Genomic DNA, 13,362 nt, shown 5'->3' on the forward strand with positions numbered 1-13,362 from the left:
TCTGCCGTAATAATACGGACATAACTAAATCTTGTTATGGAGCTTTTGCAAGATGGACAATGGGATTTAGCACCCAACTAATGTCCTCAATTTTAAGATGTGGCTTTCGCCGGTTCACAAAGGGTGGCGATGACTTCAGGAATCGCCTGATTTAAGTTCCCTGCACCCAGAAACAGCGCTAAGTCCCCAAGACGCAGCGTTTGCAGCAAGAACTCGCATATGTCAGGTAAGGTTGGCTGGTAAACCACTTGTGGGTGATGCTTGGCAATTGCCTTAGCCAACAGTTCACCACTGATTTGCTCTAAATTTGGTTCCCCTGCACTGTAAATATCGGTGATGACAACCAAATCAGCATGAGAAAAAGACTCGGCAAATTCTTCTAAAAATGTCAGTGTGCGACTGTAGCGATGGGGTTGGAAGATTGCAACGACTCTTTGCCCTGGTCTTGCCTGGAGACGTGCCGCAGCCAGAGTGACACGAATTTCGCTAGGGTGATGGGCATAGTCATCGATGAAGGTGATACCTCCGACTTCTCCCCGAAACTCAAAGCGGCGTCTTGCTCCTTCAAAGCTAGCAATACCTTTAGCTATCTCTCCAAATTCTAAACCTAAAACTCGACCTACTGCCACTGCGGCTAAGGCATTGCTGAGGTTGTGTCTGCTGAGTAGCCGCAAATTCAACACACCCAAGGCTTTGCCTCTCTCCCAAACTAAAGCCGTGGTGCCATCAGCGCGATAGTCAATATTGGTAACTGTGTAATCGGCGTTGGTTTCTGGGTGTAAGCTGTAGCTGATTGTTGGTTTTAGGCGATCGCGTACTGTTTCACAATCAATGCTAGCAACTAAAGTTTTACAACCTTTGGCAAACCTTTGGAAGATGTCCACCACTTCCTCTAATGTGTCGTAGTGATCTGGATGATCGAGTTCGACATTGGTGATAATACCTATCTCTGGAGCGTGTTTTACCAAGGAACCATCTGACTCATCTGCCTCAGCTACTAAGTAGCGACTTTCTCCTAGTCGGGCATTACCTTCCCAAGCATTCACCTCTCCACCCACAAGAATTGTTGGATCTAATCCAGCTTCTAGTAGCATATAACCAATCATACTACTAGTTGTAGTTTTGCCGTGGGTTCCAGCAACTGCAATACTGTAGTAGTCAGCAATTAAAGCAGCTAGTACATCCGAACGATGTAAAATTGGGCAGCCTAATTCCAGCGCTGCTCTGTATTCTAAATTGTTTGTGTTAATTGCTGTTGAACAAATTACTTGTGGCAGTATTGACTGAGTAATAGCAGGTAATTCTGCTTGTGATTTTTGTAAGTTTAAACCTACTTCAGCCGATACCTTGGGACGAAAGAATTCGAGATTGCTTGCCTCTTGTCTACCAAAAATATGAGTCCCGATAGATTCCAATTTTCGCGTAATGTGGTTAGGACGAAGATCCGAACCTGACACTGGCAATTGCCGCTTTGCTAGCACGTAAGCAAGCGCGGACATCCCTATACCACCAATTCCAATGAAATGAAACGGTTTACCGTTAAAATCTACAGAGTTACTCATTGATTTCTCCTCTTACACCACACCACACCATAATCACAAATGACACGCGTATCATAACAGGAATTTGATTTTTACTGTAACTGCTCCTGTATCATTCTTATATTTAATGTTCTTTTGATTTTTCTCCTCTTGTTTTGGTTGTTCAGAATGATTTTACCTTTGTTGGAGGTTTTTGTTATTTCTGAACTGTATCTTATGACTATTCTGATAATTTTCGCCGCATCGGGAAAGAAATTCTTGTAATGTCAAATACATATCTAGAGTTTCTTTACTGGAATTGGCTTGAAGAGCAGACTCATGATGAAACTACTTTCAAATTACATCAAAAGATTCAAACAGAATTGACTACAATAGTACATTAGATAACGAAACTATTTTGCAATTGAATATAAGTCCAATCTAACTGGATGCAGCAAATAGCAATTTTTGGTGGCACATTCGATCCAATTCATTGGGGACACCTGCTCGTAGCCGAGACAGCTTTGCATCAAGTATCCCTAGATCAAGTAATTTGGCTACCATCGCTAAATCCTCCACATAAACAAGCGGCTTTATTTGAGCATCGAGTAGAAATGCTACAACGAGCCACAGAAGATCATCCCGCGTTTACTGTCTCACTAATTGAGTTAAATCGCTCTGGGATGTCCTATGCCATCAATAGCCTGACCGACTTATCTGCTTTTTACCCAAATACTCACTGGTACTGGATTATTGGCTTGGATGCTTTCCAAACCTTACCCCGTTGGTATCGTGGATACGAACTAGCACAAATGTGTGATTGGTTAATCGCACCCAGACTCTTAGGTGGTGAGACTATAGCTCAAAGTGAGTTGATCTGCAAGCAAGTGGAGCAACAACTGCAAAATCAGTCTTCTACTATTCACTGGCAATTCCTGAATATACCCTTAGTAGGAGTTTCGTCAAGTCTAATTCGTCAATGTATTCGCAAAAATCACTCGATTCGCTATCTAGTTCCCGAATCGGTAAGGTCTTACATCACCGCTCACCAGCTTTACTCAAATAAATCTGAATAAATTATGTGTTTTTTTTCTAGATTAAACACTTTATGGTTATTAATGCTCCCCCCCTTTGCGATATGATTGGGTTCAAGATATCAACTTATAAGCATAAATACAGAGGGCAAGACACTGTGATTAGAGTTGCAATCAACGGTTTTGGGCGCATTGGACGTAACTTTGCACGTTGCTGGCTAGGTAGAGAAAACAGCAATATCGACCTTGTTGCTGTCAATGACACGTCAGACCCTAGAACCAACGCTCACTTGTTAAAGTACGATTCGATGTTAGGGAAGTTAAAGAATGCTGACATTTCAGCTGATGATAACTCCATCACCGTTAACGGTAAAACCATTAAATGTGTATCTGATCGCAATCCAGAAAACTTGCCCTGGAGAGACTGGGGAATTGACCTAATTATCGAAGCAACGGGTGTTTTTACTAGCAAGGAAGGGGCACTAAAGCATGTGAATGCTGGAGCCAAGAAGGTGTTAATCACCGCTCCTGGTAAAAATGAGGATGGTACTTTTGTGATGGGTGTGAATCATCACGATTATGACCACAACGTACACAACGTCATCAGCAATGCTAGCTGTACCACCAACTGCTTGGCGCCGATCGCCAAAGTGTTGAATGATAAATTTGGCATCATTAAAGGTACGATGACCACTACCCACAGCTACACAGGTGATCAGCGCTTGCTAGATGCTTCTCACCGGGATTTGCGTCGGGCTAGAGCAGCAGCCATCAACATTGTACCCACCTCCACCGGTGCAGCAAAAGCTGTGGCATTGGTAATCCCAGACCTGAAAGGCAAGCTGAATGGCGTTGCCTTACGTGTTCCTACTCCGAACGTATCAATGGTAGATTTCGTAGTCCAGGTTGAAAAGCGTACTATTACGGAAGAAGTCAACCAAGCTCTGAAAGATGCTGCGGAAGGGCCACTAAAAGGGATTTTGGACTACAGCGAACTACAACTTGTATCATCGGATTATCAAGGTAGTGACGCTTCTTCGATTGTTGATGCTAACTTAACTTTGGTATTGGGTAATGACTTAGTGAAAGTCATGGCTTGGTATGACAACGAGTGGGGCTACAGCCAGCGCGTGTTGGATTTGGCTGAACTCGTAGCTGTGAAGTGGCAATAATCAGTGAACAGTGAACAGTGAACAGTTATCAAGGTTCTTGAGTTGTTAACTGATAACTGATAACTGATAACTGATAACTGGTTACTGACTAAAATGTTGAAATCCCTGGCTAAGACTCAGTACTTGGTCGGGGATTTCTTGGTTTTCATGGTGCAGTAGTACTTGTGTTCCGGATGTGATGGTGCCGACGATCGCAGCACCATGTCCCAGATGTTTTACTAAAGTAGATGCTGGTTCTTTTGCTAAACACAGCACTAATTCAAAGTCTTCGCCGCCGTATAAGGCATATTCCAGGGCTTGCTTCTTTGTCAGCCAGTGGTCAAAGGCGACTGGTAAGCTAATTTGTGGCGCTGACAGAATAGCACCAACACCACTGGCGCGGCAAATTTGCATAACTGCATCTGCTAAACCATCGCTGCTGTCCATACCAGCGATCGCAATTTTTGATTGTAGAACAATTTCCCAGAGTGTAGGTAAGACATCTAAACGTGGCTGGGGACGCTGGTGTGCGGCGATTAAAGCTGCCTTGTCTCCATCATTGAGGTTTTGTCTTAATTCGGGATGTAAGAGCAATTCTAAGCCCGCACGGGAGGCTCCATGAACACCTGTCACCACGATCGCATCTCCCACTTTTGCAGATGAACGACGGATAATGTGATCGGGGTTGACTTCACCAAAGGCGGTGATGGCTAGAGTAATTACAGGCGATCGCACAATATCACCGCCCACAATTGGAGTATTGTACTTTTGCAGGCATTGTGTCATTCCCTCATACAAGCGTTCCACCCAACTGACACTCACTTCACCCGGAATTCCTAGCCCAACTGTGATTCCCAGTGGCGAAGCACCCATCGCCGCCAAATCTGATAAATTAGCCGCCGCAGCCCGCCAACCAGCATCTTCTGGGGAGGTGGTAACATCGCTAAAATGCACGCCATCTACCAATACATCTGTTGTCACTACTAAAAATTTTTCCGGCGCAGTGACAAGTACTGCTGCATCGTCCCCAATAATCTCTGGAGGACAAAAACGCTGCAATCTTGCTAACAGTCCTTGTTCGCCAATATTTTTTAGTTGATCATTTGTCATTTGTCAAAAGGCAGAAAGTACAAGACTAAAGAATGAAATTTCATACTTCATACTTTTTTCGCATCTGCATCTTATTTTTGCTTATCCCCATCTTCCCTAAACCCTTACACCCCTGTACCTCTAACTCTTTAAGTTACGATAAAAGTATCGTCTAGGGGGATTTGGGAATGGTAACTACACCAGTAAAAAAGCTCACATTTGAAGAGTACTTAATTTATGATGATGGCAGTGGTTTTCACTACGAGCTAGTAGATGGCAGACTGGAATTAATGAATCCCCCTACAATTCAACATTTCTTGATTGTCGCTTTTTTAGATACCGCGTTCATCGCGGAAATCCAGCGGTTGAGTTTACCTTGGTTAACTTTTCGGGAAACTGGGACGAGGACGGGGAAAAATAAGTCTAGGTTAACTGACTTATCTGTGGTGACGCAGGAGCAAGCAAGAGAATTGATTCATGCATCAGCAGTCTTTGAATTACCACCATTACTAATTGTAGAGGTAGTTAGCCCAGATTCTATCAAGCGGGACTATCGCTATAAGCGGTCTGAATATGCGGCGGTTGAAATACCGGAATATTGGATTGTAGACCCACTAAAAGAAAAGATTTCTGTGCTGTGGCTGGAAGAAGGATTTTACGAAGAGACGGTGTTTACTGGCAACCAACAAGTTATATCACGGACTTTCCCAGAATTAGCCATAACTGTTGATCAAGTGTTCAGTGCAGGTAATCTTTAGTTGAGAGCAGAGGAGTCAGAATTCAGGAGTTATGAATATATAGCAATTCTCTGATGAATGAAATACACTTTTCCTCAAAGGAGCCAGAAAAATTCTCCTGAATTCTGACTCCCCGATGAGGAATGTATTGCACTTGGCTGAAAACCCCTATACAAGACTCCTGACTCCTAAATTCTGACTCCATGATTACGCTGCTTGTGGCTCTACTAAATTTTCGATTCCCTGGACGACGGTTGCAGATTCAATTTTGTCACCCGCCTTCAGTTTATCTAGAATTTCTTGACCTTCTGTGAGATAGCCAAACACAGAGTAGCGTCCATCTAACAAATTACGTCCAGCTGGGGTGAGTTCTGGCTCAAACAGAAAGAAGAAAAATTGCGAAGAACCGCCATTCACTTCATCTTCAGGACGCGCCATAACTACTGCACCAAAGGACGAGAAGGGCAAAACTGGCATATCGATATAACGGCCAGCTTCTTCGAGAGTAATGCCATAGGTAGGTTTTTTGTCACCTTCAACTAGGACTTCTAAGGGAACGGCGCGGTATTTACCCGTGTTAGGGTCAATAAAGCCTACGTCCTTCCCTGGAGGATCGCCAGTTTGCAAAAAGTAAGATTCTTCAGAACGGGTGAATTCTAAACCGTTATAAAAACCACGTTGCACTAAATCAACAAAATTACCAGCAGTTACAGGGGCGCTGTAACCGTCTACCACCAGAGTCAGGTTGCCTTTGTTGGTTTTGATTGCCACAGTGGCACGACCTTTTAATTGGGGTAGGTTACTATACTCTGTAGGCACTTCAAAAGGAAATTTCTTGACCATTGCCTCTTCGAGTAGAGTCACTATATCTAGTAACTTTGCTCTTTCTGACTTAATTTTTTCCTTATCTTTGACTTTCACCAATTCTTGTAATTCACCCACGCCAGATTTTAACTCAGCAATCCAAGCTTCGGCTTGGGGTTGGCGTTCTGCGGGAACGCTTGCTAGGATTTGGGAGGGTTTATCAAGAACTCTGGATGCATTGCTGAGGTCTTTAGAGATAGCACCCCACCGCCGATTCGCCCGCAGTTGGTTGGAGATATCTTCTAAACTGGCTTGTAGTTGTCTTACGGGTTTATTATCTATCGGGAGTGCATACCGCAACAGCGCTCTGCCGTCAGTAATCGCATTTCCAGATGGTAGGGCGGCGCTACTGGAGGGAGTCCACCCGGCTGTACTTATGCCTAAAAATACTGTCACCAGCAGTATTGCCATGAGGCTGTGATTCAGCCAGGATTTTAATGAGTTAATCATGGGATGGCTCAAATGCAGCATCAAATTGTTGACTGTACGTAACCCATCAATCATCTTCTCACAGTATTGGGGACTGGGGCATGGGGACTGGGGACTGGGGATTGGAGACTGGGGTAGAAGATTACTAACTCTTGACTCTGGACTTTCGACTTTTGACTCTGGACAAATGACAAATGCCCAATCACAAATGACAAATGCCCAATGACTCCTGTGGAAAGGTACAATAAATGCCGATTGTCTTCCAAAATTTGAAAGCTTCATGATCTCCAGTAACGATTTTCGACCCGGTGTTTCAATTGTGTTAGATGGGTCTGTATGGCGAGTGATAGATTTCCTCCACGTCAAGCCAGGCAAGGGTTCTGCTTTTGTGCGAACGACACTTAAAAACGTCCAAACGGGGAAGCAGCTGGAAAGAACTTTCCGGGCGGGGGAAAGTGTACCGCAAGCCAATATAGAAAAAATCACGATGCAGCATACCTATAAAGACGGCGATGAGTTTGTCTTTATGGATATGGAAACTTATGAAGAAAGCAGATTGAGCGCAACGCAAATTGGCGATCGCGTAAAATACCTCAAAGAAGGTATGGAAGCTGAGGTTGTCCGTTGGGATGAACAGGTGCTAGGTGTAGAATTACCTAAGTCTGTGACTTTAGAAGTTGTCCAAACCGATCCAGGTGTAAAAGGTGATACTGCCACGGGTGGATCAAAACCAGCCACTCTGGAAACGGGCGCGGTTGTTATGGTTCCCTTGTTTATCACCCAAGGAGAACGCATCCGAATTGATACTAGTGAAGATAAATATATCAGCAGGGAATAGCTTTTATCTTCACCGAAGATGCAAATATCGATTTCAATCCCTGTAAAGGGATTAAATCCCTGCCACACTTATAAATTCTTGTTTACGGACAGGTTGAGGTAATAAAAACTGTGCCATTGGACTTTAATGAAATTCGCCAGCTGCTAGCAACGATCGCCCAAACTGATATTGCTGAAGTTACGCTCAAAAGCGAAGATTTTGAACTCACAGTACGTAAAGCTGTGAGTTTCAGCAATCATCTGTCGGTTGCTCAAGCGGCCTTAGGTGGTGTGGTTGGTTCGGGATTGACATCGGTTTCACCTATTGGAACCCAGACAGGATTGACTCCGGAAATTGGGACACGCCTTCCAGACAATGCGGCTACTGCGGTGCAGTTGTCAGTAAATGCCCCCTCAACGATTGATCAAAGGTTGGTGGAAGTGCCTTCGCCAATGGTAGGGACGTTTTATCGCGCACCTGCACCAGGGGAGTCACCATTTGTCGAAGTGGGCGATCGCATCCGCAAAGGTCAAACAGTCTGTATCATTGAAGCAATGAAGCTGATGAATGAAATCGAGGCTGATGTATCGGGTCAAGTTATGGAGATTCTGCTCCAAAATGGCGAACCTGTGGAATATAATCAGCCTTTGATGCGAATTAACCCTGATTAAGTATTAATCTATATATGACATGAGTCATTGTTAAATCAGTGAACAGTGAACAGTGAACAGTGATCAAGCGTATCGGCGTAGGTTTAGACCTGCCACCCGGCTAGCGCTGCCGTCAATTGGTGTGGTATTTCGCCGAGCCATGAAACTGATAACTGATAACTGATAACTGATAGCTGTTAAAATTGTCAGTCCTTGCGGGTTAATCCTGATGAAACAAACGTTGCCTGTACCACCAGAAGTAGTGCAACAAGTAGCTGAATACTTCAGCCTATTAAGTGAGCCGATGCGTCTGCGGCTCTTACACTTATTACGGGATGAAGAAAAATGCGTACAAGAGTTGGTAGAGGCAACACAGACTTCGCAAGCCAATGTGTCAAAACACCTCAAGGTAATGTGGCAAGCAGGTATCCTTAGCCGCCGCAGTGAAGGCACCTGTGCCTATTACCGAGTGGAAGATGAAATGATTTTTGAATTGTGTAATCGGGTTTGCGATCGCCTCGCTACTAGGTTAGAACAGCAAGCCCGTCATTTTCGTGTGTTAAATGGTAAAAATTAAGTTAGGGAACAGTCATCAGTTAACTGTTGACTGATAACTGTTCACTGATAACTGACTATAGTGGATAATTATTCTTAAAGCTGCTGCGAGTTAGTGGCTGTTCTAATTCCACCCCTTCACCGCCTAAAACGGTCAAGGGTTTGCCCTCGACATCAACGTAGACTTTAGCATTGGGATTTAAAGTTGTAGCAGTGAAGACAACTTGCCCTATGCGACCCATCATGGAGCTACTACCGCCCCCACTCGTAAAATCTTGAGATAAATTAACGCGGACTTGATCGTTTTCCGCTTTCAGCCCCAGCAGCTTAGTTCCCTTGGGGATAGTGGTAGAATCTGTACCTTCTGTTGGGCCTGCTAATAAACTTTGAAAAGCCGTTTCTAAAACTTGATTGGGCTGGGTAGCTGCTATTTTAACGGGTTGGGGAACTAAGTTAAAACTTTTTTCTGTTGGTTTGAGCCAATAAACATTAGCTGTTTTTTCATTACCTGGTAGCGCTGTCTTGGGATCACCAGGTTGTTTGACAGTGTTAGTGGGGTTTGAGGGTGTTGGTGGGTTGCTGGATTGCCAAGTTAGCCACGCCACGCCACCACTGACTGCAACCACCGCAGCTGCGACACTTGCTATAACACCTGATGAATTACGGTTAGATCCTTGTTGGTCTTTCATTTTCTAAACCTTCCTGAGGGCTGAGATGGTCTTAATTGTGAAGAGCAGCCTGGTTAAAACAGTTATCAGTTATCAGTTATCAGTTATCAGTTATCAGTTATCAGTTACTGGCACTGAGAATCTCGATCTTGCTCGATGGAACCAAAGTCGGAGTATCGGTTATCAAGTTAACTGTTAACTGTTAACTGTTAACTGTTTACTGTTTACTGTTCACTGATTTAAGATGCAGCAATTTCTGATTTTGTGGAGTGCATCTCCAATTTTAGAATTTATACTTGTATTCCGTCACCTTTCAAACGATGTAAATCACAGATTAATTTTGAGAGTGTTGAAAATTATATTTACAACTTCAAGAGATATTGCAGGGAATTCGGAAAAACGCGCTCTTTTTTCAGACTTCAGACTTCAGACTTTAGACTTCTCCTGCGGAGACGCTACGCGAACAGACTTCAGACTTCAATTGCTGCCGTAATCCACTGTTTGAGTGTCGTTATAACATCATCAATGACAATTTCTTGCGATTTACGGGTGGCTCTTTCGACAACTTCGACTTTGCCATTAGCGATCGCTCGCCCAGTGACAATTCTATAAGGAATACCAATCAAATCAGCATCTTTGAATTTCACACCTGCTCGTTCATCCCGGTCATCAAGTAGGGTTTCAATTCCGGCTTGATTAAGCCCAGTGTAAAGCTTTTGGGCAATTTCTACTTGTTGAGGGTCTTTAATGTTAGGAATTGTGACGATCGCATGATATGGGGCGATCGCTACTGGCCAGATAATCCCATCTTTATCGTAGGATTGCTCTACAGCCGACTGTGCCAATCTGGACACCCCCACGCCATAACAACCCATGACTAGGGGTTTTTCTTCACCCTGTTCATTAGTATACGTTGCTCCCATTGCTAGAGAATATTTCGTACCTAATTGGAAGATATGCCCGACTTCAATCCCCCGGGCACTTTTGAGGGTTTGTTCTGGGTTGTGAATTGAGCGATCGCCTGGTCTAGATTTACGAATATCTACAACTAATTCTGGTGTTTTAAATTGCTCATTCCAGTTAGCACCAACTACGTGGAAGCCAGTTTCATTTGAGCCTGTAACGAAGTTCTTTAAATCAACGGCTGTCTGATCGACTAACCGGACAAATTGCGGATGCACCTGTTTATTACCACTAATATATTCATCAGCAATATCAGGGGCAATGTAGCCTAACGGTAGAGATTTGGCTGCCCATGTTTGTTGGGCTTCGGCAGTGGGGACACTCAAAGCAATAATAGTTTTAGCATTGTAATGGTGAGCTAATTTAGTCAACTCATTTTGCAACTTGACTTCATTCACTTCCTGATCGCCCCGGATGCTCACCAACACCAGCACAGTTATCCCATTATCATAATTTATCTGGTAAAGGACATTCTTCACAACTTGGGTGGGAGAACATTTGAGGAATTTAGTAACTGTTTCAATCGTTTCCGTTCCAGGTGTATCCCGTTTTTCATAGCTCGTAAACGGAGAAATTTCGGCATCAGCTGGTAAAGAAACCGCTTTTTCTACATTGGCGGCGTATTTGCCATCTTCAGTGTAGAGAACTTCATCTTCCCCAGCTTCCGCCAGCACCATAAACTCGGTGGAACCAGAACCGCCAATCGCCCCAGAATCTGCATCTACAGCGCGGAAAGCCAAACCAGAACGCCGCAGGATATTACTATAAGCTTGATACATATCCTGATAAGTTTTTTTCAGGCTGTCTTCATCAGGATTGAAAGAATAGGCATCTTTCATAATAAATTCTCTGCCCCGCATCAAACCAAAGCGGGGACGAATTTCGTCACGGAATTTAGTTTGAATTTGGTAGAGTGTTTGCGGTAATTGGCGATAGGAACGAATTAAATCACGAGCAATGACGGTGATGACTTCCTCATGAGTTGGGCCTAATCCCAATTGTTGCTCACGGCGATCGATGAGAGAGAACATAATTCCCTCAGCTTTGGTGTAAGTATCCCAACGGTCTGATTCTAGCCACAAATCAGCAGGTTGTAATTGGGGTAGGAGAGTTTCTTGTGCGCCTATGGCGTTCATTTCTTCCCGGACAATTTGGGAAACTTTTTGTAATACCCGCCACATCAAGGGTAGATAAGCATAAATACCGCTACCGATGCGACGAATATAACCAGCACGGAGTAACAATTTATGACTGGGAATCTCCGCATCAGCTGGATCGTCCCGGAGTGTAACGAATAACATTTGTGACAGTCGCATCGTTTATTCCCTAGTGAATTATGAAGTATAAATTATGAATTATGAATTATAAAAGATGCAGTATAAAGTATAAAATTTCATCCTTGATCTTTTATCCTTCAGCTTTTTTGCACACAAACTTAGGAGAACAATACCTTGTCAGATGTAACTTATCAAGCACAGCCACCATTAGAATTTATCCCGCCTGCGTTCAATCCTTTGTTTTTACGATTTGTCCATCTGTTCCTACCGAGTTATATTAACTGGCAAACAGCGATCGCTCAAATTGAAGCAGACAACGTCGAAATTTTAGCAGAGCAATATCGCCAGTTTCAGGAGGGGAAAATCCGGTTTATGCTGGCATTTCGCCATCCCAAAACGGAAGATCCACTTTGTTTAGGCTACTTATTTTCACAACTCGTGCCTAAGGTAGCACGAGAAAAGGGCATAGGGCTACAATCTCCAGTTCATGCTCATGCTATCTACGATCGCGGTATTCCTCTATGGGCTGGAAACCATGTTGGTTGGATCGCTTCTCATTTAGGTGGGACTCCCATTCAGCGGGGTAAAGCTGATTGGAATGGTTTGCGTTCGGCGCGAGATTTGTTTGCTAATGGCAAATTCCCTATGGCTGCAGCGCCAGAAGGTGCTACTAATGGGTTGTCGGAGCTGATTAGCCCCTTAGAACCGGGAATCGCCCAATTAGGCTTTTGGTGCGCCGAAGATTTGCAAAAAGCTGGACGCTCTGAACAGGTTTTAATTGTACCAGTTGGGATTAAATATAGTTATGTGGATGCTCCTTGGAGTGCGATCGCCCAGCTGTTAACTGAATTAGAAGCGGCTAGCGGTTTACCCGTGAATGCAGCCGGTGATAGTAATCCCTCACTAGAGTCGCTTTATCCCCGCTTATTGGGTTTGGCAGAACATTTACTGTCAATCATGGAAAAATTTTATACGCGGTTCTATCATCAAAAGCTGACAGATCACCAGAACACATCAGGAGATATTAGCGATCGCAATGCAGCTTTAGCAGCTCGTTTACAAGCTGTATTAAATGTCGCACTCCAAATATCAGAACAGTATTTTGACTTACCGCCCAAAGGTCAATTAAATGACCGTTGTCGGCGAGTAGAGCAAGCTGCTTGGAATTATATCTTTAGAGAAGACTTTAAGGATCTCACAGCATTATCTTCTATCGAAAAAGCTTTAGGCGATCGCATTGCTGAAGAAGCCAATTCTCGCATGTGGCATATGCGTTTAGTAGAAAGTTTCGTCGCCGTTTCTGGTAACTACATTAAAGCCAAACCAACAGTAGAAAGGTTTGCCGAAACAACCTTACTTTTACGAGATATGGTAAATAAAATTCAGGGCGGTAATCCCTTACAACGTCCACAATTAGGTAAACAAAAAGTAAAACTGACTGTGGGTGCGCCGATATCTGTTTCTGAACGTTATTCAGCTTATAAAGGTAATCGCTTGGCGGCGAAGCAATCTGTGATTGATTTGACGAATGATTTACAGCAGGCGCTGGAGGGTTTGATTTGACTCTTCATTAGCCTAGTTAAGCTGTGAGATATTCAATTTTCCTAT

Annotated in this window: 12 protein-coding genes; 7 read left to right on the forward strand and 5 right to left on the reverse strand. The window is 43.8% G+C overall.

Features of this window, described 5'->3' with window-relative positions:
• Positions 1-92 precede the first annotated feature (92 nt).
• Positions 93-1,562, reverse strand: coding sequence for a UDP-N-acetylmuramate--L-alanine ligase (gene murC / locus CAL7507_RS00175; RefSeq protein WP_015126377.1), 1,470 nt, complete (start codon positions 1,560-1,562; stop codon positions 93-95).
• A gap of 407 nt (positions 1,563-1,969) precedes the next feature.
• Between murC and nadD the strand changes: the two genes are divergently transcribed.
• Positions 1,970-2,596 (forward strand): nicotinate (nicotinamide) nucleotide adenylyltransferase, encoded by a 627-nt coding sequence (gene nadD, locus CAL7507_RS00180; protein WP_015126378.1) that lies wholly within the window; start codon positions 1,970-1,972, stop codon positions 2,594-2,596.
• A gap of 116 nt (positions 2,597-2,712) precedes the next feature.
• Positions 2,713-3,726 carry a type I glyceraldehyde-3-phosphate dehydrogenase gene (locus CAL7507_RS00185; RefSeq protein WP_042341685.1) on the forward strand — a complete coding sequence of 338 codons (1,014 nt, stop codon included), beginning with the start codon at positions 2,713-2,715 and terminating at the stop codon, positions 3,724-3,726.
• 81 nt (positions 3,727-3,807) lie between these two features.
• Here the strand turns inward: CAL7507_RS00185 and thiL are convergent, their stop codons facing one another.
• The gene (thiL, locus tag CAL7507_RS00190; protein WP_015126380.1) at positions 3,808-4,815 is read right to left on the reverse strand and encodes a thiamine-phosphate kinase; all 1,008 of its coding nucleotides are present in this window, start codon (positions 4,813-4,815) and stop codon (positions 3,808-3,810) included.
• 167 nt (positions 4,816-4,982) lie between these two features.
• Between thiL and CAL7507_RS00195 the strand changes: the two genes are divergently transcribed.
• Positions 4,983-5,552 (forward strand): Uma2 family endonuclease, encoded by a 570-nt coding sequence (locus tag CAL7507_RS00195; protein ID WP_015126381.1) that lies wholly within the window; start codon positions 4,983-4,985, stop codon positions 5,550-5,552.
• A gap of 186 nt (positions 5,553-5,738) precedes the next feature.
• On the opposite strand, the gene CAL7507_RS00200 is transcribed toward CAL7507_RS00195, so the two are convergent.
• Positions 5,739-6,866, reverse strand: a complete 1,128-nt coding sequence (locus CAL7507_RS00200) for a peptidylprolyl isomerase (RefSeq protein WP_042341686.1) — start codon at positions 6,864-6,866, stop codon at positions 5,739-5,741.
• A gap of 238 nt (positions 6,867-7,104) precedes the next feature.
• On the opposite strand from CAL7507_RS00200, the gene efp reads away from it, so the two are divergent.
• From efp to CAL7507_RS00215, 3 genes are all read left to right on the forward strand, one after another.
• Complete coding sequence (gene efp / locus CAL7507_RS00205; protein WP_015126383.1) at positions 7,105-7,662, forward strand: elongation factor P; 558 nt, start codon at positions 7,105-7,107, stop codon at positions 7,660-7,662.
• Positions 7,663-7,772: 110 nt separating this feature from the next.
• Entirely contained in the window at positions 7,773-8,312 is a 540-nt protein-coding gene (gene accB, locus CAL7507_RS00210) for an acetyl-CoA carboxylase biotin carboxyl carrier protein (RefSeq protein ID WP_015126384.1), read from the forward strand.
• A gap of 208 nt (positions 8,313-8,520) precedes the next feature.
• A complete protein-coding gene (locus CAL7507_RS00215) occupies positions 8,521-8,868 on the forward strand; it encodes a metalloregulator ArsR/SmtB family transcription factor (protein ID WP_015126385.1) in 348 nt (115 codons plus the stop codon).
• A 55-nt stretch (positions 8,869-8,923) separates the two neighbouring features.
• Here the strand turns inward: CAL7507_RS00215 and CAL7507_RS00220 are convergent, their stop codons facing one another.
• Positions 8,924-9,535, reverse strand: coding sequence for a GerMN domain-containing protein (locus CAL7507_RS00220; RefSeq protein ID WP_015126386.1), 612 nt, complete (start codon positions 9,533-9,535; stop codon positions 8,924-8,926).
• A gap of 449 nt (positions 9,536-9,984) precedes the next feature.
• On the reverse strand, positions 9,985-11,793 hold the full coding sequence (locus tag CAL7507_RS00225; protein WP_015126388.1) for a proline--tRNA ligase: 1,809 nt from the start codon (positions 11,791-11,793) through the stop codon (positions 9,985-9,987).
• Between the two features lie 135 nt (positions 11,794-11,928).
• Here CAL7507_RS00225 and CAL7507_RS00230 point away from each other — a divergent pair, with 135 nt between their 5' ends.
• The gene (locus tag CAL7507_RS00230; protein ID WP_015126389.1) at positions 11,929-13,317 is read left to right on the forward strand and encodes a phospholipid/glycerol acyltransferase; all 1,389 of its coding nucleotides are present in this window, start codon (positions 11,929-11,931) and stop codon (positions 13,315-13,317) included.
• Positions 13,318-13,362 lie beyond the last annotated feature (45 nt).

This window comes from Calothrix sp. PCC 7507 (genome assembly GCF_000316575.1).
In the GTDB taxonomy this organism is placed as follows: domain Bacteria; phylum Cyanobacteriota; class Cyanobacteriia; order Cyanobacteriales; family Nostocaceae; genus Fortiea.

Coding starts and splice junctions, on each gene's coding strand:
- murC (WP_015126377.1), bottom strand. CDS start 1,562: ATGAGTAACTCTGTAGATTTTAACGGTAAACCGTTTCATTTCATTGGA.
- thiL (WP_015126380.1), bottom strand. CDS start 4,815: ATGACAAATGATCAACTAAAAAATATTGGCGAACAAGGACTGTTAGCA.
- CAL7507_RS00200 (WP_042341686.1), bottom strand. CDS start 6,866: ATGCTGCATTTGAGCCATCCCATGATTAACTCATTAAAATCCTGGCTG.
- CAL7507_RS00195 (WP_015126381.1), top strand. CDS start 4,983: ATGGTAACTACACCAGTAAAAAAGCTCACATTTGAAGAGTACTTAATT.
- CAL7507_RS00225 (WP_015126388.1), bottom strand. CDS start 11,793: ATGCGACTGTCACAAATGTTATTCGTTACACTCCGGGACGATCCAGCT.
- nadD (WP_015126378.1), top strand. CDS start 1,970: ATGCAGCAAATAGCAATTTTTGGTGGCACATTCGATCCAATTCATTGG.
- CAL7507_RS00215 (WP_015126385.1), top strand. CDS start 8,521: ATGAAACAAACGTTGCCTGTACCACCAGAAGTAGTGCAACAAGTAGCT.
- efp (WP_015126383.1), top strand. CDS start 7,105: ATGATCTCCAGTAACGATTTTCGACCCGGTGTTTCAATTGTGTTAGAT.
- CAL7507_RS00220 (WP_015126386.1), bottom strand. CDS start 9,535: ATGAAAGACCAACAAGGATCTAACCGTAATTCATCAGGTGTTATAGCA.